Genomic DNA, 21,793 nt, shown 5'->3' with positions numbered 1-21,793 from the left:
GTTATACGGATAAAGTTAAGAATAAGCATCGCTACCTTAAAATTCTCTGAGCTAATTTGAAAGCAGCGGTATGGTGTATTAGTCATAAAAGAGCGATCGCCTGCACCAGCATCAAAAGAAGTTAGCGATCGCAGAAGGATATCTAGTCAGCGGTACCTGCGTTGATCCGTGGCAGCCTTCTCGAAGAGTAAGCCAACAAATTGCACCAGTGCTGGGTTGAGTTCACGAAACCCAGCCTACACATCCAAGATTTGTCAGTCAATCAGCCCATCTAACCTACCGCCTCAATCACACTGCCAAATCTTGATAGTTTTATCAATACTACCACTGACAATCGTTTTACCATCAGGACTAAAGGCAACTGACCTAATACTCTCTGAATGTCCCGAAAGAGTATTGATCAATTTTATTGTCCCCAGATGCCACAATTTAATTGTTTTGTCGTTACCACCACTAGCAAGAATTTGCCCATCAGGACTGAAAGCAACACTGCGAACAGCGCTTGTATCCTCAGATAATGTGTGGAGTAGGTTGCCAGTGTGAAAACTCCAAATTTTGATGGTGTTGTCCGCACTGCCACTAGCCAAAATCTTTCCATCAGGACTAATGGCGACTGACGAAACATAATTTGAATGTTCAGTGAGGGTTCGGGTTGCTTTTCCAGTGATTAAATCCCATATTTTGATAGTTTTGTCGTTACTGCCACTAATTAATTTCTGTCCATCGCAACTAAAGACAATAGATGAAACAGACTCTTCATGACCCGTAAGAGTACAGATTGCCTCACCAGTGATTAAATCCCATATTTTGATAGTTTTGTCATTACTGCCGCTAGCGACAGTTTTACCATTGGGGCTAAAAGCAACAGAATGAAGATCGTCTGAATGCCCAGTAAATGTTACCCCTGTACGTGAATACCACAGTTTAATAGTATTATCGGCACTGCCACTAGCGAGAGTTTGCCCATCAGGGCTAAAAGCAAGTGAAGAAACACTACCTGAATGTCCTGTGAAGGTGCAAATAGAATTTCCAGTGGTTAAATTCCAAATTTTGATGGTGTTGTCTGCACTGCCACTAGCAATTTGACCATCAGAGCTAATAGCGACAGAATAAACATGATTTGAATGCCCAGAGAGAGTATTTGCACATCTCCAAGGCTGAGTTTTGCTAGTTTCCCAATCTGCCAACAATTTTAAGTCAGTATTATAGGCTTTTTGATACTGTTGCTGAGTCAGCTTAAGCTTATCAGTAATTGTTTTAGACCAGGCGTTCGGAATCTCTGAGTCTAAATTAAATAGCTGAGGTTCATAATTTGGGTCGATGTTGAGGTAGTACCAATCTGCTAAAAATGCTGCTAACAGCTTGTGGAGGGTGACAATTGTCTGCCGAATGATGCGAAGACTTTGAATTTCATCATTTCCGGCTTCCTGTAGTTGCTTTTTTGCCTCTTCCCAGTTCCAAGGCTCAAACGACAAGGAAATTGTATCTTGCAGTCCCCAGAACCGAACATTAAAGTAAACTTCATGATCGGTAATGTCGCTGTAAATAATTGCCGTAGGGACAGCAGCCAAAATAGTCTCCAACTGTTTGACTTCTGCATCAAAAATAGAACGCTCAAAATACTTCCCGTAAAACTCAACAGGGCAGAGTTCGCCCTCTAGGGAATAATGCCGTTCCAGAAATCCTTTTAATTGATTGCGAACCTCTTTTTTTAGGCTGTCACGGAATGATAGTGGAAAATCATCGCTGATATCTGGCGGTGGAACCAACATCAGTAATCGAGGTTTCTTTTGCTCATCCCCAAAAATTCGTTCTACTTCATCACGACTCAAAACCCCAGGCCATTTTTGCTGATCGAAAATAGCCTGAATTTCTTTTTGCTTGAGTTCAATTTCTTTTGCAGTCTTCTCCCGCATCAGTTCTAGATACAAAGAACTCATCTGACGCTTGTCTGCCAATTCCTCTGCTTTTAGTTGCAGTTCTCGTTCTGTGAGCTTAAGGGAGCGTTCTTCTCGTTCAGCACTTGCCGATTCAATCTGGAGGTCTGCTTTCAAGCGGAGGTCTTGAAGTTCTAGTAAGTTCTGCTCTCTTGCCTCTCTGCGCCGATAGTAGTCAATTTCTGCCTGACGCGCTCGCTGATCTAATCTAACTTCCTGAACTTTAGCAGGAAGATTAGATGTGTGTTCGCCAACAACGTTTTTTAAAAATGTTGAGGCAATTCTCCCAGCAGCATTAGCAACAAATCCGACGACAGCACCAATAATATTAAATGGCATAAAATTTAAATTTGAGAAAATTTCTAGTTATCGATAAATCCGGGTCATTAGCTTGATTTGTTCAAGTGTAGCCCAGCCCTAGGTGGGAGTCACTGGTTGAGAAGATTGTGGGATGGAGTTGTGCGATCGCATCTTTGAACCTTTTGGCCAGCAGCCCAGTCTAAAGTCTCGTCCATCAAACAGCGGTGAGTGGAGATGCAATCGGTGTCATCTGTACCAATCGATGCGCTAACCAACGATCAACCCAACGACAAGCGCGACACCGACGCCAACCTCATCAAGCGTTGCAAAGAAGGCGACACGCAGAGCTTTCGACAGCTTTATCTGCGTCATCAGCAGCGAGTCAGGTCAACTCTTTATCAACTTTGTGGCACCTCATCCCTGGATGATTTAGTGCAAGAGGTCTTCCTTCGCGTCTGGAAAGGATTACCAAAGTTGAGGGAAACATCTCAATTTTCCACCTGGCTTTATCGCATCAGCTGGAATGTCGCCTCCGACCAGCGGCGACAGTTTGCACAAGCGCATTCCCAGAGACAAACCTTGACAAATTCTCTGCCAGTCGAGCAGTCAGCTCCCGATTTGATGCACCTGCACTATCAGGATGTTGTGCAGCGCGGACTCAATGAACTCAGTTTCGATCATCGCGCTGTACTGGTTCTGCACGACTTGGAAGACGTTCCGCAAAAAGAGGTAGCAACTATCTTGTCGATTCCCGTAGGTACAGTGAAGTCTCGCCTCTTCCATGCCAGAACGTTGATGCGGCAATTTTTCCAGCAACAAGGAGTCCAACTATGACTCAGTTTCCCAATGATGACAAACGTTTGGTAGAGTTTCTACGCCAAAACCAGGGTGATGTTCCAACGGCTGCACCAGGTTTAGAAAGCCAGATTATGCAGGCGGTGGCATCTTCGCCTAGACAATCGCACAAGCAGCGGCAGATGTGGATTGTACCACCAGCGATCGCTGCTTGTCTGCTAGCGGCTGTAACAGGGTATTTGATGCTGGTGCCTACCACAGCATCGGTTAAAACTGCCGAGTTAGAAGCATTTATGGAAAATAACTGGGATAGCGTCGTAGAAGAAACCCCAGAGACATCCAAAAGCCAAGATGCAGAACCCTCTTGGTGGCTTGCAGACAATAACAATTAATTAGTCAGTAGAAAATAGTTAGCAACTGACAACCAACCCTAACAAAGGAGTTCATTTCCATGTCATTAAGTCGTGTTTCTCTTGTAGCCGTTCTCATGCTATCTATGGGTAGCAGCGCAGCTTTTGCCGCTCCTATGGTGTTACCCCAAACGGTTGCACAAACCCCTGGCGATTCCACCAGTCCTCAACCGCAGCGTCGTAAAAATCGGGATTCGTTCCTTCAGGAACTTAATTTAACCCCGCAGCAAATGCAGCAGATGCAGGCAATGCAGGCTAGATACAAACCCCAGATTTCCCAACGCGCACAAGCCATGCGTCAAGCTAAGCAAGAACTGGCTTCGCTGATGAGCAGCACTACAGCTTCCACTAGCCAAATTACCGCTAAAAATCAGCAAGTTGAACAGTTGGCGCAGCAGATAAGACAGTTGAAGTTTGAAAGCATGATGGCGATGCGGCAAATTATGACTCCAGAGCAACGCACTAAGTTTGCCCAACTGATGCAACAGCGTCGGCAAAATTACCAGAATCGGGCTGGGAAAAGAAACGCACAATAGGGGCTGGGGGCTGGGGACTGGGGGCTGGGGACTAGGTATAGGGTAAGATTCTTCCCAATCCCCAATTCCCAATTCCCAATCCCCAATGACCAATTATATTTATATACACGGATTTGCTTCTAGTCCGAAATCTGCAAAAGCTGAATATTTCTTGCGTCGCTTCCAATCTCTAAATATTTCTCTGAAACTCCTCGACCTCAACCAAGGCGACTTTTCTCACCTGACAATAACACGACAAATCGAGCAAGTTGCCGCCGAATTTCCCACAGATGAAACACCAGTAACTTTAATTGGTTCCAGTTTAGGCGGTTTAACTGCTGCACACGCATCACAAAAATATTCAAAAGTCAAACAATTAGTTTTATTAGCTCCAGCCTTTGGGTTTCTCTCCCACTGGTTGCCAAGATTAGGGGAAGAACAAGTGCAGCGCTGGCAGGAGGAGAAGTATTTGCAGGTGTATCACTATAGAGACAAGCGATCGCTTCCTCTACATTACAAGTTTGTCACTGACGCTTCCCAATATCTAGACGAACAGCTACAACGCCCAACTCCCACCCTCATCCTGCACGGGCGTTACGATGAAGTCATTCCGATCGCAGCCAGCCGCGACTATGCAGCCTCACGCCCTTGGGTGGAATTAATCGAACTAGAAGACGATCACAGCTTGGGCAACGTCCTCTCTGAGATGTGGAAATTGATTCAAGCCTTCTGCCAGTTGTAGTAGGTTGGCCCCTTGGAACCTCACCCAACACTGAAACTTTCTTTTTACTGCACCCCAATTTATCGGGGAGTTTAGGCGATCGCATGAGTACCTCAAAAAATTAAACCCGCCACAAGAGAGGCGGGTTTATCAACGAAATGAACGGTCAGAATACTCAAACGAAAGACAAAAAGTTGACGAAAAGTTAATGACAACTAGGATTAATTTAACTTACTAGAGTGGGCTGAATTCGCAACGAACCTTTTTCTAACTTTGCGTCTCTTCCACCAATTCAGGCAGTAATTTTAGCTCTACGTCCAAAAACTCAAAAAAGAAGCGAATGAGTTTGAACGCGATGCTAATTTGTATTGATAGCAACCAGATTCGGCGTTGCGTGGGATAAGAGCGGGAGGCACAGGCTCAAATCCGAAGTTTGTTATCGAAGTTTCGTACTTCGTTGTGCCTATATTTAAGTTACCACCTAATTTTGAATAAAAGCTCGATATTTAATAAAATTCATACTCCTTTATCTGATGTAACGATTTGAAAATGTTTGTTTATAAACTGAAGAATAAGGGCGGGTTTCAAACCCGCCCTTATTAGAAGAAAGTGCCTTTTAACGCTTACTGACCTGAAGAACTGCCGCCTGATGTAGTGCCAGTTGTCCCGCCAGTGGTAGAAGTGCCGTCTGGCGTGGTGCCAGTTGTCCCGCCAGTTGTCCCATCAGTGGTAGTATCGCCTGGTGTGGTGCCAGTTGTCCCGCCAGTGGTGCTACCTGGTGTCGTAGTAGTGGTGCCAGTTGTCCCGCCAGTGGTGCTACCTGGTGTGGTAGTAGTGGTACCGTTGGTGGTGCTCCTACCTGGTGTGGTAGTAGTGGTGCCGTTGGTGGTGCTACTACCCGGTGTGCTGCCGTTGGTAGAAGTGCGACCTGGTGTGGTAGTGGTGCTGCGGTTGGTAGAAGTACCAGAAGTACCTGTTCGGTTTTGGCTTTGTGGTTGAGCAGGAGCTTCGTTAATAATTGTCGTGTTGTTCGGTCGAGCTGGTTGTTGGCTAGATGGGGCAGGAGAAACGTTAACGTTAACATCTGGCGCTTTTTGAGCAGGGGGTGCTGCTTGTCGCTGAGGAACCGGAACTGGAACCGCTTTTTCAACAACTCTTTCTCTGATTATGGTGTTAGTTTCGCCTGACTCTTGAGAAGCATCAGATGAACTAGAATTGGGTGCCGTTGAGTTCGGTGAAACTGAAGGCACAGGTGAAGCTGTAGGTACAGGTACAGGTACAAGCTGAGCTGGTGGATTGTATTGTTCTACCTGATTATTTCGCTGGTTGAGGAGGAAGAGACTACCGAGGGTTAGACCCAGCAGAGAGGTAAGACCAATTCCTAGCAATAAGCCACGAGCAGCATTGTTATTATCGCGGACTTCTTGTACTTCATCTTGGCGGTGGTGTTCAGTAACCCGACCATGTACGTAGCCATCCCGGTAGGAGTTCGCCTTGGCAGGATCTACGGTGTTATTGGTATGAACTGTTTTATTGGTGTGAACCTGACTGTTCGGGTTCGAGTTAACTTCACGGTTGTCGTTATTCCGATTTTGTAGGTTAGACATGGTTACTACTAAAACTCCTGAATGGAATAAATTTTTAAAACTTGTGTATTTTCAGTAGATGTGAGCAACATCTGATGTACTCCATCGCTCTTGCTTTACTTGATTTTTGATGCTTGACTCTTTGTTACTGCTTTGAGATGGAGTATCGTTGAGGGCAGGCACTATAAGCAGAGAATCTTCATTTTTGTGAGCTATAAAGAAGAGAGCGGCAACAAGAAAACTTATAATCGACGTAAGGCTAAGATTCATTAGCCCATTAATAACGGCATTGCTATTTTTATCGGCTAAGTAACTCCGTTCCTGAAAACGACGCTCAGAAGCTCGATTTTGAAGGTTGCTATTTCGGGAGGTAAACCGATGAGAATTAGCTTTTCCCTGATTGACCGATTCTGGTTTCTGATTTGTATCGGTTTTAGGGTAGTTGCACATGGGAAAAAGAGCGAACTTGTAATTTAGCTGAGGACACAGAGAACACCCTGAAATTTGTAGGCGATCGCATTGAGCTAAGAAGTTATTTAACCTAGCTTTTTGTCCTGTAAGCAATAAGATATCCGCTGCAAACTACCAAACAGCTCTATCTGGAAAGGTATTATGTACTACACCCAAGGATTGACCTTCCTCAGTAGTTCCTTGGGGTTGTCAGGTTCTAACAACCTTTAAATGACTGATCTCTAGCGCAATAGAGCGCTCCAGGTGGCGGGGCCAACAACACCGTCGGCGGTTAGCTTAAACCTCTGTTGAGCGGCTATGACGGCTGCTTGGGTGGAAGCATCAAAGACACCGTTGGCTGCTCTTCTGTAAAAGCCAAGGGTTCGCAATCGCTGTTGCAATGTGGTGACGGCAGGGCCTTGCATTCCCACTCTGAGAATGGGAAGATCAGTCGCCGATCTGGTAGCCTGGCTTACCCGTGCTTGTGGAGTGGGGCGGGGCGTTGGCTGACGGTTGGGGGTTCTGGTGGTTCTGGTGGTTCTGGTAGGCGTTGTCTGACGCTGGGGGACTCTAACTGCGGGACGGGGAGTTGCTGCTGGAGTAGGAGTGGCGGCGGCTGTTGTTGTGGTTGGGACAGGAAAAGATGCGGCTCCTGTGGTTGATGTGGGTGCTGGTGTTGGGGCGGGTGTCGTTGCTGCTACTGTTGCTGACGGTGGGGTGGTAGGAAATAAGCGTCTCCAGGTTTCTGCACCAACAACTCCATCAGGCTTTAATCCTGCTGCTTGCTGAAACCGGGAGACTGCGATCGCTGTACTATCTCCATACACGCCATTCACTTCGCCAGTATAGTAACCCAAGAGTTTGAGAACTGCCTGGAGTTCACTCACTGCACCACCTTGGCTTCCAGTTTTTAAATTTGGGCGGTTGATTGCTGTCGGAGTTGGCTGGGCAAAAGAAGGCAAATTGTTAAAGGCAAATGGCAAAAGTAAAAAGGCAAAAGGCAAAAGAAATAATTTTTTCATCGTCACTTTTTCCTCTTTACTTTTTCCTTTTTAAGGTTGAATTGCTATCTTTTCAGATGGGCCAACTAGCGATACGTAAGGTTCGATGAAGTATTGGGAAGCCGCTGTTTGCGCCATTTCTGGGGTGACACTGGTGATTTTTTCCTGAAACTGGGTGTCAAACTCTATTCCCAATCCTAAAGTTTCGTACCAGCCGAAAACCTGGGCAATTTGGGAATTTGTTTGTTTGCCTAGAGCGTACTGACCGAGCAGTTTGTTCTTGGCAGATTGCAGTTCCGTGTCGCTCAGTTGAGTGGTGCAAAGTCGTTCCACTTCGGTTCGCAAGCCTTCATAAGCGATCGCAGTGTTTTCCGGTGCCGTACCCATATATACTACAAACTGCGACGTTTCTAACCGTGTGGGAAAAAAAGCTGACACATCGTAAGCCAATCCCCGCTTTTCCCGCAGTTCTACAAACAATCGGCTGGAAAGACCGTTACCCAGGTAAGTATTCAGCAATTTCAGGGCTGAATAGTCGGTTTCTTTCACTGATGGGGCTATGTGTCCCAACATTACAATTGATTGCTGCGTATCTTGCGGGGTTTTTGCCCAGTGAGGTTGGGGGGTAATCTTGGGTAGAGTTAGGGTAGGCAAGGGTGTTGCAGGAGCTTGCCAATCTCCAAACACTTGATTAACTAAATCTACCGCATATTCTGGGGTTAAGCGACCGACTAAACTAATTACGATGTTATCGGGGCGGAAATAAGTTTGATGGTAGCGCTGGAGGTGGGCGCGATTTAGCCCAGACATGGTGGCTTCTGTTCCCAGACTGGATAAGGCGTAGGGATGATCCTGATACATTGCCTGTCGCAGCTGGTCAAAAGCAATTGTAAACGGCTGCTCCTGCTGGGAACGAATATCTTGCAAGGCGAGACGGCGCTCCAGTTCCACTTCCGCTTCAGGGAAAGTAGGCGATCGCATAATTTGCCCCGCCAGACTTAACATATCGGGAAAGTCTGCGGAAACTGTCTTGAGACTGAGTAAAAAATAATCCGCAGCCGCATCAGTACCTAAACTAGATCCGACTGACTCCACTCGCTCAGCAATTTCCAGGGAAGACAGTTTTTCAGTCCCTTTGGTAATTACTGCTGCTAAGAGGTGAGATACTCCAGCCTCTTCTCGTGCTTCCCAAGCCCCTCCAGCCCGCACAAAAATGCGTCCGGCAATGATATCAGCCGCTGGATTCTCTACTGTAATTAATACGATGCCATTATCTAAAACGGTGCGGTGAATATTTGGATGAACAAGCGATCGCGTCACACTTTGAGCCATTGGTAATTGAAGGATTGCTAATTAAAGTATGGCTAATATGCTAATTGCCACCTCTATTCACGCTAACAGGCTTTGAGGCTTGTGACTGCATATCGATAGGGTGAGAGATATTGCTGCGCTAGTTGCTGGAGCTGGCAACTCTCAAAAGACTGAATTTTCTCTGGGTAGGTGACTGCTAGTTCAGCCGCAGCGATGGTGTTGTAGTAACCATATAAGCCTGCTAGTTGGCTGGGTGTCTCTGTAGAAAAGGCGTAGTCATTACACAGCAGGCGCTTACACCGAGCAAGTTCTGCCTCCGAAACAGGTGTATTCTGCAATTCGGAGATCGCATCGCCGATGAGTGCTTCGACTCGATCTAAATTCTCTGGCTCTAAGTAGGCACTAATTGTAAACAAACTTGAGTCTTGCTGGAGGGAGAAACCACTACTAATGTGCTGCACTAATTGTTGTTCTTCGCGCAAGTTTCTTACTAAGCGGGAAGTCCGCCCTTCTGACAACAGTACGGCCAGCAAATCTAAACCACAAGCGCTTTGCAGCTGATCTACACCTGGCCCCGTCCATGCCATCATTAGACGTGCCTGCTCTAGCCTGGGTAAGTAGAATTCCTGGCGGCGAATGTCGATTATCGGAGGTTCGGCTTCGGCTAGGTTTAGGGGACAAGCAAGCGGGGAAGAGAAGTGTTGGAATGACCGATTTATCAGTTCTAGTGCTGGTTCTTTGGCAACTCCGCCGATAATTACCACGGTCATGTTTTCGGGTTGGTAATGGGAACGGTGGAAGCAGCGCATCTCGTCAGGCGATCGCTCCATCAGTATTTCTTCCGTTCCCAAAACCGGGCGTCCGTAGGGGTGACGCTGGTAAATGCTTTCTGTTAGTGCTTGGAATCCTAGAAAATCGGGATTGTCGTATGTCTGGCGGATTTCCTCTAAAACTACATCCCGTTCCCGCTCAAATTCTAACTCTGGGATGGCAGCGTTTAAGAGAATTTCTGCTAATGCAGGCAGAGTGTCTTCTAAATACTGCGCTGCTGTGGTAATGAAAAAATGTGCATAGTCGTGGCTTGTCGCTGCGTTTGTCATCCCGCCGCGACTTTCTATTACATGGTCAAATACACCAGGCGGTAGCCTTTCGGTGCCTTTGAAAATCATGTGTTCCAGAAAGTGCGCCATTCCCAACCACTCTTGGGGTTCTCGCGTCGCACCTGCCTTAACCCAAACATCTACCACCACTACCGGGGTGGCTGGTAGATGTTGATGAATCACGGTTAAACCGTTGTCCAGCGTTACTACGTCGGCTGGGAATTGTGAAGTCTTTAATAGTTGTAACAAACTCTTTTATCTCTAACCCAAGTTAGATGCGCTTTAAATTACTTTATCTTTCCTCAACACAAATATTAAAATGTGTTGATCCAGAGGTTAAATCTCTGTAGTTATGTATTAACAATTATGAGGAATCCCTCACAATTTCTGTAGCTAGTTATACAAAAATCCCCTTATCGTGAAGACAAGGGGATTTGAATTTTTAAGTTCACCGCAACGCCGTCTTACCTCAGTTTATGACCTGGTGAAAACCAGGTGGGTACCGTGGCTCTGGCTTAAAGTTTCCGGGTACTTGCCCGGTCTACTGCTGCCAGAACACTTTGGTTCCCTTAAGAACAAAGCATAGTCAAAAAACGTTATTGGCAGTCACCAACGCCGCAGTAGAACTTTTTTATTGTAGCAGGGGAAAGGGGAAATGGGAGAAGGCAGGCAGAGCCTCGCTTACCGGGTTCTCAGGGACAGCCTGAGAACGAGTTGGGCTGGGGGTTTCCGGCTTTAGATTCAGTGCTGTAGGGGATACCAGATGGACTCGATGGTTTGCGCGATCGCTTCTGCTTCTGCTCTATTGGCTGTATCTAGCAAAACTGTAACATGACCCAACTTGCGACCAGGGCGGGACTCGGTTTTGCCGTACCAGTGGACGTAAGAAGCAGGTAACTCGGCTAGTTGTTGCCGTTTGGCAAAATAATCATTCTGGGAATGCTCGTAACCGAGTAAGTTTACCATGACGGCACCAGCGCTCTTGAGGGCGGGATTGCCCAATGGTAAACCGCAAACCGCTCTTAGATGCTGCTCAAACTGGGATGTAACAGAAGCATCCAGGGTGAAGTGTCCAGAATTGTGAGTGCGGGGGGCAATTTCATTTACCAACACTTTCCCGTCATTGGTCAAGAATAGCTCAATGCCGAAGATGCCAACGGCTTGTAGACTGTTTAGGAGAGAATGCGCGATCGCGTTTACCTCTTCCTCTACTGCTACACTAATCTCAGCTGGCACCAAAACGCGACGACAAACTTGGTCTTCCTGCTGAGTTTCCACAACTGGATAAACAACAATTTCCCCATCCACAGAACGCGCCGCCATCACAGCCAATTCTCGCTCAAAGGGGACAAATTTTTCTAACAAAACTGGCGCATATTTGAGCTTTTGCCAAGTTGACTGCAAAGCTTCACTATCTTTAATAATGAAAGTTCCTTGACCGTCGTAACCGTGGCGGCGGGTTTTCAGAACCAGAGGGAAATCCAACTGCGGAAGATTCAGTGGTTGAGTGAATGATTTGGTCAGATTTAATTCATCATTCCCAACTTCTCCCTCAAGCGTCATAAAACTGGGAGTTGGTAAGCCGATATCCTCTAAATAACAACGCTGATCGTATTTATCTAACAGGGGCGCTAATACTTCCAACCCAGGACGAAAAGAGATACCTTGCTGTGCCAATTCCCTCAAGGCTGGCAGATTAATAAACTCATTTTCAAAGGTAATTACATCGCAGCGATTCGCCAACTCAAGTGTGGCGGCGGCATCATCAATTGTGGCAAAAATCGTAGAATCGGCAATTTCCACAGCCGGATCTGTCGAATGGGGAGTTTGCACTACTAATTTCACCCCCAACGCCTCAGATGCACCAGCCATCATCCAAGCTAATTGTCCGCCGCCAATTACACCTACCCGTTTCATCGACACCCCAAAGAATCGCGAGTTGCAACGCCTGTTTTAGAATTTACACCAGATGCTTTGGCACAGAGTTCTTTTATTTGCGCTCTATTCAAAATCGCATCAGAAAAGTCTGCGCCAGTGATATTTACATCATCAAAAATCGTCCGTAATAGAATACTTTCCACTAAAACGGCATCGCTTAAATCAGATCCGATTAATTTTACCTGATCTACCATCGCATGAGTTAAATCCGCCCCGTGTAAATTAACATTCGTCATCACCGAGGCACTAAAAATTGCTCCCCGCAAGTCAGCACCCTCAAAGTTAGCTAGTTCCATATTAGCGTTGGAAAATTCAGCTACTTCTAGGGTTTGACCGGAAAAATCCCTTCCTTTGAGTTCTGCATTGCTAAACGACAGGGGAGGCGGATAGTCTGATGCTTGTGCTGGTAATGCCCAAATTAAGAGAATTATTGCCAGTAAGAATGCTGATAGTTGGCGAAAGTTCATAAAAAAGTGCTGAGTGTTAACAATAATTGTAGGGTAGGGCGATCGCTATACTTCCCGCCTATAGCAGTCCTATTTCATTTGTATGTAGCCAAACCCATCAAATCCCTTCCCTTGTTGGGTTTTGTTCCTATTTGAAATGTAGAGACGCGAGCAAGTGTCTCTACTTGAAACGAAGCGCCCAGATGCGGAGGAACAGAAAGAGGGAATTTCATAAATACATTAGGATTGCTACATCAGTTTCCAGATTGGAGCGAAAGGGTTAAAATTTTGAGAGTTAGTTTCAACCAAAGCTTATGCCATATTTTTTGGTAACTTGGCTGATTACAGCGATCGCGCTGGTGATTACAACTTATATTGTCCCTGGTTTTGCGGTCAAAACTTTTGTTGATGCTCTTATTGCTGCGATTGTTTTGGGGTTAGCGAATGCAGTTGTCAAACCTCTATTGGTAGTTTTGACATTGCCCCTTACTCTGGTAACTCTGGGGCTATTTCTATTTGTTGTGAACGCACTTACTCTTTGGCTGGTAGCGTTTCTTACTCCTGGTTTTGTAATTACAAATTTATTGTCTGCTTTGGTGGGTTCAATTGTGTTGACTTTGGTCGCTAGTGGGCTGAACTTTTTGTTCAACAGAGCCGCCCAATAAGTTAACAATTTTCGTTATCAAATCCCAAGTAGCCGCGTGGGGTAATCATCCAGTCGGCGTGGGTGCGGGTGCTTTGATTACCAATTAACACGGTAGTCAACATATCGATTTGCATGGTGAGCAATTTGTCAAGTGTCGTCAGAGCAATTTGTTCGTCTTGTCGATAGGCAGATTTGACAATTGCTACAGGTGTTTTGGGGTCGCGGTATTGCAGAAAGATTTCTGTAGCTGTGGCAATTTGTTGGGTGCGAGTTTGCGATCGCGGGTTATACAAAGCTGTGACAAAATCAGCTTGGGCAGCTGCTTTTAATCTCTTCTCAATGACTTCCCACGGTGTCAGCAAGTCGCTTAAACTAATCGCGCAGAAGTCGTGCATTAAGGGCGCACCGACGCGGGAGGCGGCTGCTTGTAAGGCGGTGATCCCCGGAAAAACCTGAACTGCGGGAGTTTTGCCATCCCAACCTTTAACTTGCAATTCTTCCAGCACTAACCCCGCCATACCATAAATACCGCAGTCGCCAGAGGAGACAACCGCTACAGTTAATCCCCAGTTGGCTAATTCAATCGCCCTTTCGGCGCGTTGACGTTCTTGGGTAATCGGTAAAGCTTCTACAATTTGTCCAGGGCGCAAAAGTGGGGTGATTAAGTCGATGTAGAGAGAGTAACCAATGACTGCATCGGCTTGAGAAATGGCTGTTTGGGCGGCTGGAGTCATCTGATCTAATTTTCCTGGCCCAGTACCAATTAGGAATAAACAGCCTGTGCGTCCAGTGTATTCTAAGTTGGATTGCGCGATCGCTACCGTTACCGCCCCCGGTTGTCCTTCCAATCTAAAAATTTGTTTGGGAACCAGTAGTTTACTAACTTCAGGAAAACGGGCTTCTCCAGCTGCATATATTGCTGCTGCTTCTGCGACGCTGGGGGTTCCAACTTCTGCTTCTACAACATTTGAAGGGTTGGGGACTGTAACGGAACGTAGTGTTTCGGCCCGAAAGGTTCGCAAAGGTAAATTGCGATCGCGACAAAATTCTACTAACCCAACTTCATCGACTTTGAGGTCAATTGTACCGATACCTGCGATCGCGCTAATAGCCAAGTGATTCTTCCGAAAAACTTGCTCAATTGCTGTTTCAATTAACTCTCTAGACGTTCCCCGTTCGCAACCAATTCCCACCCATAAAACTCTAGGATGCCATTGTACTTTTGGTAAATCTGATTCTCTGGAAAATTGCCGCTGTGCGGCACTGATCCAGATTCTCGCTTTGGGTGAAACTGATTCTTCTTTATGAGTGGCGGTATATTCCGGAAATCCGAAATAAAATGGATGTTGGGGTAGATGATTTTGCCACAAGGTAGAGCCAGCTTCTTGAATGACTTGAACGAGTTCGCCTCTTGCAACAGCTGCACTAACTTCTGTCCAATCTCCCTCGCCGCGACTCCAGCCAAAGGGAACTCCGAGTATATCAATACCTGGTAATTTTAATGCAGATGATGCGCCCGTTAAAACTGGAGTTGCACTAATAGAGTGCGCGATCGCTCTTGCCAATTGATCGGCTTTTCCCTGATGACCACTACACAAACTAATAACAAATTTACCATTTTCATCCAACACCACCACAGCCGGATCGCGGGATTTATCCTGTAACAAAGGTGCAATCAGTCGCACCACCGCCCCTGCTGCTAAACAGAAAATAAACGCCTGATGTTGATGCCAATTTTCGGTTAAATGGTCTTTTAGAGAACCGTGATAAACCTGTAGAGACGTTGAATGCAACGCCTCTACATTGGTTAAGGAATTCGGTATCCAAAGGGTTGCACCAGCCGCCTGAGTTAGAGGCTGTAATATTTTGGCGGCGCTGGGGGTAGTGGCGATCGCAGCTATCGGCTGAAACTCGCGCCAAACTAATACCATCTATATTTCTTCGTCCTCTTCCTCGTCAAAATCTTCATCGTCCTCATCTAAATATTCTTCATCTTCGTCGAAATCTTCATCATCTTCGTCGAAATCTTCGTCGAAATCTTCATCCTCTTCGTCTGGCGAAATGTTTTCTATTCTCAGAACATCAGCCTTTATCGGGATGCCTTCATTGAAAAAGTAAGGTTCCTTACTCAAAATCTCTTCGGTTTCGTCGAGTTCGGTGACACTTCCGATTGTCTCCCACTCGGAATAAACAAGATTGCTCATATAATAGCCGTCGGTAATATAAGAGTAATTTACATTAGTTAAACGCGAATGGGGCAACAAAGCGATCGCGTGGGACTGTTGACCAGTTGAATGCTGGATAAATGAGGCTTTGCAAGCATTGTGGCAAATCGACATAAAAACCCCCACAAAACCTGAAATTCGTAGCTTAGGCAACTATCAAGACACTATTAAACCTTAACATCTGAAAATTAGCTTATTTTTATGAATTTTTTATTTTTGCCACCAATATCACCTATTTTAAGGTCAAGTACCAAGGGTTACAATTAGCCTTAATGTCTGTCCTAAAGTTCTGGCTAATACTTAAAGTCAGTTTTCACTGACTAAAATATAGAACTTCTCAAAGTTTTAACTTGTTTTAACGGGTGTAGAGACGCTTTTATTTCACCAGGACTTACGCAGTTAATTAGTGAATGCCTGATTCTGTCGTAGGGGCATGGCATTACCATGCCCCTACAGCGTGTTGACGTGCGTAAGCCCTATTCACGTCTCTACAATCTTGCGCTATTTCCTAACCACCAACCTGAATATTAACGGTTGAAGGCTGATGACTAATCGCTGGTGTCTGAGTGCTAACCACAGGCGATCCTTGCAACATCGTTGTGCGGGTGACGGAACTGTTAGCTAAAGTAAACAGTGGGTTAGACAGAATTCCCGCTACAGATGTCACTATTAACGACAGTACCAAAGTCACTTGTAAAGGACGCATTCCTGGTAAATTCCAGCGAATTTCTGGATAGTTCTTCACAGCTTCGGACATTTCTTGTGGCTCCTTAACTACCATCATCCTCACGACGCGGATGTAGTAGTAAATGGAGACGACGCTAGTAACTAAACCTAGCAATACTAAGCCGTAAGCACCAGATTTCCAAGCTGCCCAGAACAGGTAAATTTTACCGAAGAAGCCAGCCAGAGGCGGAATTCCTCCCAGAGAAAGTAAGCAAATGCTTAAAACTAGCGTCAAGAGCGGATCTTTTTGATACAGTCCTGAGTATTCGCTAATTTGGTCGGTGCCTGTGCGGAGGCTGAATAGAATCACGCAGGCGAAGCCGCCCAGGTTCATGAACAGGTATACCAGCAAGTAAAAAACCATACTGGAGTAACCTGCTTCGGTTCCGGTAATTAAACCGATCATTACAAAGCCAGCTTGGGCGATGGAAGAGTAGGCGAGTAGCCGTTTCATGCTGGTTTGGGTGAGGGCGACGACGTTACCCAAAACCATGCTCAAAACTGCGAGGGCGGTGAAGACAAAGTGCCATTGTTCGGTGATCAGGGGGAAAGCTGTCACCATTAGGCGAATCGCGAGGGCGAAACCAGCGGCTTTAGACCCGACTGAGAGGAAGGCGACAACAGGTGTTGGCGAACCTTCATAAACGTCTGGTGTCCACTGGTGGAAGGGAACGGCGGAAATTTTGAAGGCGATACCCGCGATCGCAAATACCAAAGCTATGACTAACCCAAAGGATAAATCTGTGCTGGCGTTGGCCATTGCTGTGGCGATCGCGCTTAATTCTGTCTTTCCTCCGGATAATCCGTATAGCAGCGACAGACCGTAGAGGAATATCGCGGAACTGGAAGCCCCAATCAGCAGATATTTTAACGCTGCTTCGTTGGAACGGGGATCGCGCTTCATGTATCCCGTCATCAAGTAAGAGGAGATACTGAGTGTTTCCAGGGAGACGAAAATCATCACCAGTTCATTCGCACCTGAGAGGAACATTCCCCCCAGGGTTGCGCTGATCATAATGCCGATAAATTCTGCCAAAGATGTGCCACTCTGCTCAATGTAGCGGATGGACATCAAAATGGTGACGGCACAAGACAGGGCAATAATACCGCGAAATACTACGCTCAGGGCATCTGAGTTAAAGCCACCGAGGAAGGAGACGGTGTTGGTGTTATCCCATTGATAGTACAGGGCTACGATAGCGGAGAGTAACCCTGCGATCGCTATGTAGGGTGTGACACGGGAGGATGTCCGCCCTACAATCAAGTCAACCACTAGAACTGCTAAGAGGGTGACAATTACAATCCCCTCTGGCAATATTGTCCCAGCATTCAGCTGGGCTGCAAGTTCAGCAAAACTCATGAGTTATATAGGTTTTGGGTATCAGGCTTATTGTCTGGGACTCTTAATTATTATTGCGTCTCTGGCTGAGGTCTGCTCTAGTTTTTTTTTGGGCGGACTGCCAAGACGCTCTCGGAGGTATCTTGTAGAGACGCAAGCGATCGCATCTGGAGATGGTGTTTAATTAAACACTAAAATAAGTCAAATAAGCGTTGATAAATCCAGAAAATTTATCCCAGGTTAACAGCAATTGTGCCGTCTTGGTGGACTGTTACGGATAAAGAATTGATCCTCATCAGTTCTAAAAATCCCGATTTGCAATTTGAGCGCAATGCTGACGGCACATTGGTAATTATGCCACCAACTGGAGGAATTTCCGGTAATCGAGAGGCAAAAGCCGGAGCTTATCTGCTGAGTTGGCTGGAAAGTCACGATTTAGGCGAGGTTTTTGGCCCCAGTACGGGCTTCAAAGCAAATACAGCTATTAAATCGCCGGATGCTGCTTTTGTTGCTAGGGGAAGATTAGCAGAAGATTGGGATGAGCAAGAAGATAGATTTTTAAATTTAGCTCCTGATTTTGTCATAGAAATTCGTTCTAAAACCGATATAGAAACGCTTCAGGCAAAGATGCGCGAGTATATCGATAACGGGGTGCGTTTGGGATGGTTGTTTGACCGCCAAAATCAGCAAGCTTGGGTGTATCGGGCGGATGGATCGGTGACGCAGTATCCCGCTACAGCCGTTTTAAATGGTGAGGATGTGGTTCTTGGATTTACTTTAGCTGTGAGAAGTTTGTTGTAAGCGCGATCGCGTTTGGAGAAATCAATCTCTCTTTGAGGTTCATAAATTGAACTGCTAGTAATACCTGTAATCCAGTTATCAAAGTACCCTCTATTTTGATTTCAGGGATTTATTGATTTTTAGTAAGTCGAAATTCCAAGCTAATCAAATTGTTTTTAAGAAAAGCAGAAGCGTTGCGATCGCTCTCCACTTCAGGCGATAAACTGGAATTAGCGCTTCTTGCTCTAGCGTAAGTTTCTCCATCTTAATCTGCGACATATCGCCACCCTTTAGGCTCATATTCCCGTTGAATTCGCACCATCCAATCGCCTTGAGGAATAGAGATAGCGTTATGCTCCTCGTGGGTTAAAGTTGCTGTCTCAGAAAGGACGCGCAGATACAGGGTGCCATTTTCCTCGTAGAGTTCAGCTTGTCCGTCACTGATCCGGTGCTTGTGTCCAGTCACCTCGCCTTCCGCTAAAGTCAGGTGAGATAGCTTTTGTCCCTCGGTTTGCTCAACGAAAAGTAAAATTACATCGCCTTGTCGAATCGGTTGCATCGCTTATGCTCCTACTGGTAGGCGCGTTTGGCCTATATGTTGGCATCCATTTTGGCACAGGATAGAAAGTCGTCAAGGTCGCCATTAAGATTCCATATAAGTTAAACATTGAGATAGCTTTAAATTAAGTCTGGCGACGCAAGGGCATATGCCGCTCTTTTTGCGAGCCACCGCCAGTCTTAAAACCTTCTCCAGGCAAGCTTTACCCGCGCTCCGTCAGGCTTGAGTCTGTGGGCGCATCCCTTGACATTTGGCATAAATTAATTTAATAAGACTGTTCAGCCCAGCTGCTATTCCGGAAGTTCCCATGTCAACCCTCGTCATCGTCGAATCCCCCACCAAAGCACGCACCATCAGTAAATTTCTGCCCTCCACCTACCGCGTCGAGGCGTCGATGGGTCATGTGCGCGACCTTCCCCAATCTGGCAAAGAAATTCCCGAAGCTTACAAAGGGGAAAAATGGGCGCAGCTAGGGGTAAATGTGGATGCCGATTTTGAACCCCTGTATGTTGTCCCCAGCGATAAAAAGAAGATAGTCACTACCCTAAAAAACGCCTTGAAAGAGGCTGATGAGTTGGTGCTGGCAACTGACGAAGACCGCGAAGGCGAAAGCATATCGTGGCATTTATTGCAACTGCTGAAGCCGAAGGTTCCCATTAAGCGCATGGTGTTTCACGAAATCACCAAAGAAGCCATCCGCGATGCTTTGAAAAACTGCCGCAGTATTGATGAGCAGGTAGTACGCGCTCAAGAAACACGGCGAATTCTCGACCGACTGGTAGGTTATACCCTGTCGCCGCTGCTGTGGAAGAAAATCTCTTATGGGTTATCGGCGGGACGGGTGCAGTCTGTGGCGGTGCGGTTGTTGGTAAACCGGGAACGCCAGCGTCGCGCTTTCCGCCAAGGTACTTATTGGGATCTGAAGGCAACTTTAAGCAAAGATAAGACACCTTTTGAGGCGCGGCTTATTAACTTCAGAGGAACTAGAGTCGCTACGGGAAGCGATTTTGATGAAGCTACAGGACAAATTGTTGCTGGTCGCAATGTGGTTTTGCTCTCGGAAGCGGAAGCCAGAAGCTTAGAAGCGCGACTGGCTGATAAAACTTGGACAGTGGCTGATTTGGAAGAAAAACCAGTTACTCGCAAACCTTCGCCACCGTTTACCACTTCGACGCTGCAACAAGAGGCTAACCGAAAACTGCACCTATCGGCGCGGGATACAATGCGGACTGCTCAAAGTTTGTACGAGCAGGGGTATATTACCTATATGCGGACGGATTCGGTGCATTTGTCTGGGCAAGCGATCGCAGCTGCTCGCAGTTGTGTCGAAAAAATGTACGGCAAGGAGTATCTCAGTCCAGAACCCCGCCAGTACACCACCAAAAGCAAAGGCGCACAGGAAGCACACGAAGCCATCCGTCCTGCTGGTGCCACTTTCCGCACTCCTGATGAAACTGGTTTGAGTGGTCGGGAAAAAGCTCTCTATGACCTGATTTGGAAGCGCACTGTCGCTACTCAAATGGCAGACTCACGCCAAACTCAAATTACTGTGCAGTTGCAAGTGGAAGACGCTGGTTTTCGCGCCAGTGGCAAACGGATTGATTTCTATGGCTTTTTACGCGCCTACGTGGAAGGTTCCGACGATCCAGAGGCAGCACTGGAAAACATGGAAGTAATTTTACCTTCTCTGAAAAAAGGCGATCGCCCAAACTGCACTAAGCTAGAATCCATCGGTCACGAAACTCAACCGCCCGCACGATACACCGAAGCTTCTCTGGTAAAAACCTTAGAAAGCGAAGGGATTGGTCGTCCTAGCACCTACGCCAGCATCATTGGCACGATTATCGACCGGGGCTATGCTCAGATGAATGGTAACGCCTTAGTTCCCACCTTCACCGCCTTTGCTGTCACGGCGCTGCTAGAAAAATACTTTCCCGACTTGGTGAATACCAGCTTCACTTCCAATATGGAGCAAACCCTGGATGAAATCTCGACTGGGGAAGCTAAATGGTTGCCATATCTGCAAAAGTTCTACTTGGGAGACCAGGGTCTAGCAACCCAAGTTAAGGAAAGGGAAAACGAAATCGATGCTACAGATGCCCGTACCATCGAATTAGACGATCTCGGTGGCGCGAAAGTCCGGATTGGTCAATATGGCCCTTACATTGAGGCTGAGAATGGCTCTGAAGCAGTCAAAGCCTCAATTCCCAAGGATCTTACCCCATCAGACCTTGATGCCGATTTAGTCGAGACGCTGCTACAGCAGAAAACCGAAGGCCCTGACAAAGTAGGCTTGCATCCGGAAACTGGGGAACCGATTTATGTGCTAATTGGCACTTACGGGCCCTATGTCCAGCTAGGCGATGCTACTGAGGAAAACAAAAAACCCAAACGCGCCTCCCTGCCTAAAGGGGTCAACATTGAAGATGTCACCTTAGATATGGCGGTAGGTTTGCTGTCTTTGCCGCGTAATTTGGGCATTAACCCAGCTACAGGCGGCAAAGTCCAAGCGGGTTTGGGACGTTTTGGCCCTTACGTTGTCCACGACCAAGGCAAGGAGGGGAAAGAATACCGCTCTTTGAAAGCTGGCGATGATGTATTGACAATTGGGCTAGAACGTGCGGTAGAGCTACTGTCGGAGCCGAAAAAGGGACGCGGCGGTACTCGCAGCAAGTCTAAGGCACCCTTACGGGAACTCGGTACTCACCCAGCAGACAATGAACCAGTGAATATCTACGATGGCCCCTATGGTGCTTATGTGAAACATGGCAAAGTAAATGCTTCGCTTCCAGAAGGGGAAACGGTGGAAAATATAACGCTCGAAACTGCACTGAAAGCTTTAGCAGAAAAGGCAGGTTCGACGAAAACCACTCGCAAGTCAACGGCTAAGAGTGGAACTACAAAGAAAACCACAACTACGAAGAAGACTACATCTACTACTAAGAAAAAATCGTCCTAGTAGAATTGATGCGATCGCTCTTTGAAAGCGATCGCATCTACTGTTTTAC

At 46.5% G+C, this 21,793-nt stretch carries 20 protein-coding genes and 1 other RNA gene; 8 read left to right on the top strand and 13 right to left on the bottom strand.

Annotation, left to right across the window (positions count from 1 at the left end):
• Positions 1–284: 284 nt before the first annotated feature.
• Positions 285–2,276, bottom strand: coding sequence for a WD40 repeat domain-containing protein (locus H6F63_RS10855; protein WP_190637234.1), 1,992 nt, complete (start codon positions 2,274–2,276; stop codon positions 285–287).
• A gap of 195 nt (positions 2,277–2,471) precedes the next feature.
• On the opposite strand from H6F63_RS10855, the gene H6F63_RS10850 reads away from it, so the two are divergent.
• The 4 genes from H6F63_RS10850 to H6F63_RS10835 all read left to right on the top strand — a co-directional run bounded on the left by H6F63_RS10850 (position 2,472) and on the right by H6F63_RS10835 (position 4,699).
• A complete protein-coding gene (locus H6F63_RS10850; RefSeq protein WP_190637232.1) occupies positions 2,472–3,071 on the top strand; it encodes a sigma-70 family RNA polymerase sigma factor in 600 nt (199 codons plus the stop codon).
• Positions 3,068–3,424 (top strand): hypothetical protein, encoded by a 357-nt coding sequence (locus tag H6F63_RS10845; RefSeq protein WP_190637231.1) that lies wholly within the window; start codon positions 3,068–3,070, stop codon positions 3,422–3,424. The genes H6F63_RS10850 and H6F63_RS10845 overlap by 4 nt, the downstream gene beginning before the upstream one ends.
• 59 nt (positions 3,425–3,483) lie before the next feature.
• Positions 3,484–3,978, top strand: a complete 495-nt coding sequence (locus tag H6F63_RS10840; RefSeq protein ID WP_190637229.1) for a periplasmic heavy metal sensor — start codon at positions 3,484–3,486, stop codon at positions 3,976–3,978.
• An 85-nt stretch (positions 3,979–4,063) separates the two neighbouring features.
• Positions 4,064–4,699 carry a YqiA/YcfP family alpha/beta fold hydrolase gene (locus H6F63_RS10835; protein WP_190637227.1) on the top strand — a complete coding sequence of 212 codons (636 nt, stop codon included), beginning with the start codon at positions 4,064–4,066 and terminating at the stop codon, positions 4,697–4,699.
• A 602-nt stretch (positions 4,700–5,301) separates the two neighbouring features.
• On the opposite strand, the gene H6F63_RS10830 is transcribed toward H6F63_RS10835, so the two are convergent.
• From H6F63_RS10830 to H6F63_RS10795, 8 genes are all read right to left on the bottom strand, one after another.
• Complete coding sequence (locus H6F63_RS10830; protein WP_190637225.1) at positions 5,302–6,285, bottom strand: hypothetical protein; 984 nt, start codon at positions 6,283–6,285, stop codon at positions 5,302–5,304.
• 51 nt (positions 6,286–6,336) lie between these two features.
• Positions 6,337–6,714, bottom strand: a complete 378-nt coding sequence (locus H6F63_RS10825) for a hypothetical protein (protein ID WP_190637223.1) — start codon at positions 6,712–6,714, stop codon at positions 6,337–6,339.
• A gap of 242 nt (positions 6,715–6,956) precedes the next feature.
• A complete protein-coding gene (locus H6F63_RS10820) occupies positions 6,957–7,736 on the bottom strand; it encodes a peptidoglycan-binding domain-containing protein (protein ID WP_190445228.1) in 780 nt (259 codons plus the stop codon).
• A gap of 30 nt (positions 7,737–7,766) precedes the next feature.
• Positions 7,767–9,047 (bottom strand): pitrilysin family protein, encoded by a 1,281-nt coding sequence (locus tag H6F63_RS10815; protein ID WP_190637221.1) that lies wholly within the window; start codon positions 9,045–9,047, stop codon positions 7,767–7,769.
• Between the two features lie 62 nt (positions 9,048–9,109).
• Positions 9,110–10,375: a pitrilysin family protein gene (locus H6F63_RS10810; RefSeq protein WP_190637219.1), complete on the bottom strand. Its 1,266-nt coding sequence runs from the start codon at positions 10,373–10,375 to the stop codon at positions 9,110–9,112.
• A gap of 195 nt (positions 10,376–10,570) precedes the next feature.
• Positions 10,571–10,753: non-coding RNA, 6S RNA (gene ssrS, locus H6F63_RS10805), on the bottom strand.
• A gap of 114 nt (positions 10,754–10,867) precedes the next feature.
• Positions 10,868–12,043: a 5-(carboxyamino)imidazole ribonucleotide synthase gene (locus H6F63_RS10800; RefSeq protein ID WP_190637217.1), complete on the bottom strand. Its 1,176-nt coding sequence runs from the start codon at positions 12,041–12,043 to the stop codon at positions 10,868–10,870.
• On the bottom strand, positions 12,040–12,531 hold the full coding sequence (locus tag H6F63_RS10795) for a pentapeptide repeat-containing protein (protein ID WP_190637215.1): 492 nt from the start codon (positions 12,529–12,531) through the stop codon (positions 12,040–12,042). The genes H6F63_RS10800 and H6F63_RS10795 overlap by 4 nt, the downstream gene beginning before the upstream one ends.
• A 293-nt stretch (positions 12,532–12,824) precedes the next feature.
• On the opposite strand from H6F63_RS10795, the gene H6F63_RS10790 reads away from it, so the two are divergent.
• Positions 12,825–13,175 carry a phage holin family protein gene (locus tag H6F63_RS10790; RefSeq protein ID WP_190637214.1) on the top strand — a complete coding sequence of 117 codons (351 nt, stop codon included), beginning with the start codon at positions 12,825–12,827 and terminating at the stop codon, positions 13,173–13,175.
• 1 nt (position 13,176) lies between these two features.
• Here H6F63_RS10790 and cobJ read toward each other — a convergent pair whose 3' ends face one another.
• The 3 genes from cobJ to H6F63_RS10775 all read right to left on the bottom strand — a co-directional run bounded on the left by cobJ (position 13,177) and on the right by H6F63_RS10775 (position 17,467).
• A complete protein-coding gene (gene cobJ / locus H6F63_RS10785) occupies positions 13,177–15,087 on the bottom strand; it encodes a precorrin-3B C(17)-methyltransferase (RefSeq protein WP_190637212.1) in 1,911 nt (636 codons plus the stop codon).
• Positions 15,088–15,495, bottom strand: coding sequence for a hypothetical protein (locus tag H6F63_RS10780; protein ID WP_190637210.1), 408 nt, complete (start codon positions 15,493–15,495; stop codon positions 15,088–15,090).
• 394 nt (positions 15,496–15,889) lie between these two features.
• Positions 15,890–17,467: an NAD(P)H-quinone oxidoreductase subunit N gene (locus H6F63_RS10775; RefSeq protein WP_190637208.1), complete on the bottom strand. Its 1,578-nt coding sequence runs from the start codon at positions 17,465–17,467 to the stop codon at positions 15,890–15,892.
• Here H6F63_RS10775 and H6F63_RS10770 point away from each other — a divergent pair.
• Together H6F63_RS10770 and H6F63_RS10765 are read left to right on the top strand one after the other, a co-directional pair.
• Positions 17,466–17,630, top strand: coding sequence for a hypothetical protein (locus tag H6F63_RS10770; RefSeq protein WP_190637206.1), 165 nt, complete (start codon positions 17,466–17,468; stop codon positions 17,628–17,630). The two genes, H6F63_RS10775 and H6F63_RS10770, sit on opposite strands and share 2 nt — an antisense overlap.
• 65 nt (positions 17,631–17,695) lie before the next feature.
• Positions 17,696–18,247 (top strand): Uma2 family endonuclease, encoded by a 552-nt coding sequence (locus tag H6F63_RS10765; RefSeq protein ID WP_190637274.1) that lies wholly within the window; start codon positions 17,696–17,698, stop codon positions 18,245–18,247.
• Positions 18,248–18,491: 244 nt separating this feature from the next.
• On the opposite strand, the gene H6F63_RS10760 is transcribed toward H6F63_RS10765, so the two are convergent.
• Positions 18,492–18,785 (bottom strand): hypothetical protein, encoded by a 294-nt coding sequence (locus H6F63_RS10760; protein WP_190637204.1) that lies wholly within the window; start codon positions 18,783–18,785, stop codon positions 18,492–18,494.
• Positions 18,786–19,092: 307 nt separating this feature from the next.
• On the opposite strand from H6F63_RS10760, the gene topA reads away from it, so the two are divergent.
• On the top strand, positions 19,093–21,744 hold the full coding sequence (gene topA, locus H6F63_RS10755) for a type I DNA topoisomerase (protein ID WP_190637202.1): 2,652 nt from the start codon (positions 19,093–19,095) through the stop codon (positions 21,742–21,744).
• Positions 21,745–21,793: the final 49 nt, after the last annotated feature.

Origin of the sequence: Trichocoleus sp. FACHB-40, from assembly GCF_014695915.1 — a bacterium.
GTDB lineage: Bacteria > Cyanobacteriota > Cyanobacteriia > Cyanobacteriales > FACHB-T130 > Funiculus > Funiculus sociatus.
This window is presented reverse-complemented; position numbering and strand designations above follow the sequence as displayed.

What these genes read in the sequence shown, in the direction of transcription:
- H6F63_RS10855 (WP_190637234.1), bottom strand. Translation starts at nt 2,276, where the DNA reads ATGCCATTTAATATTATTGGTGCTGTCGTCGGATTTGTTGCTAATGCT.
- H6F63_RS10850 (WP_190637232.1), top strand. Translation starts at nt 2,472, where the DNA reads ATGCAATCGGTGTCATCTGTACCAATCGATGCGCTAACCAACGATCAA.
- H6F63_RS10845 (WP_190637231.1), top strand. Translation starts at nt 3,068, where the DNA reads ATGACTCAGTTTCCCAATGATGACAAACGTTTGGTAGAGTTTCTACGC.
- H6F63_RS10840 (WP_190637229.1), top strand. Translation starts at nt 3,484, where the DNA reads ATGTCATTAAGTCGTGTTTCTCTTGTAGCCGTTCTCATGCTATCTATG.
- H6F63_RS10835 (WP_190637227.1), top strand. Translation starts at nt 4,064, where the DNA reads ATGACCAATTATATTTATATACACGGATTTGCTTCTAGTCCGAAATCT.
- H6F63_RS10830 (WP_190637225.1), bottom strand. Translation starts at nt 6,285, where the DNA reads ATGTCTAACCTACAAAATCGGAATAACGACAACCGTGAAGTTAACTCG.
- H6F63_RS10825 (WP_190637223.1), bottom strand. Translation starts at nt 6,714, where the DNA reads ATGTGCAACTACCCTAAAACCGATACAAATCAGAAACCAGAATCGGTC.
- H6F63_RS10820 (WP_190445228.1), bottom strand. Translation starts at nt 7,736, where the DNA reads ATGAAAAAATTATTTCTTTTGCCTTTTGCCTTTTTACTTTTGCCATTT.
- H6F63_RS10815 (WP_190637221.1), bottom strand. Translation starts at nt 9,047, where the DNA reads ATGGCTCAAAGTGTGACGCGATCGCTTGTTCATCCAAATATTCACCGC.
- H6F63_RS10800 (WP_190637217.1), bottom strand. Translation starts at nt 12,043, where the DNA reads ATGAAACGGGTAGGTGTAATTGGCGGCGGACAATTAGCTTGGATGATG.
- H6F63_RS10795 (WP_190637215.1), bottom strand. Translation starts at nt 12,531, where the DNA reads ATGAACTTTCGCCAACTATCAGCATTCTTACTGGCAATAATTCTCTTA.
- H6F63_RS10790 (WP_190637214.1), top strand. Translation starts at nt 12,825, where the DNA reads ATGCCATATTTTTTGGTAACTTGGCTGATTACAGCGATCGCGCTGGTG.
- cobJ (WP_190637212.1), bottom strand. Translation starts at nt 15,087, where the DNA reads ATGGTATTAGTTTGGCGCGAGTTTCAGCCGATAGCTGCGATCGCCACT.
- H6F63_RS10780 (WP_190637210.1), bottom strand. Translation starts at nt 15,495, where the DNA reads ATGTCGATTTGCCACAATGCTTGCAAAGCCTCATTTATCCAGCATTCA.
- H6F63_RS10770 (WP_190637206.1), top strand. Translation starts at nt 17,466, where the DNA reads ATGAGTTATATAGGTTTTGGGTATCAGGCTTATTGTCTGGGACTCTTA.
- H6F63_RS10775 (WP_190637208.1), bottom strand. Translation starts at nt 17,467, where the DNA reads ATGAGTTTTGCTGAACTTGCAGCCCAGCTGAATGCTGGGACAATATTG.
- H6F63_RS10760 (WP_190637204.1), bottom strand. Translation starts at nt 18,785, where the DNA reads ATGCAACCGATTCGACAAGGCGATGTAATTTTACTTTTCGTTGAGCAA.
- topA (WP_190637202.1), top strand. Translation starts at nt 19,093, where the DNA reads ATGTCAACCCTCGTCATCGTCGAATCCCCCACCAAAGCACGCACCATC.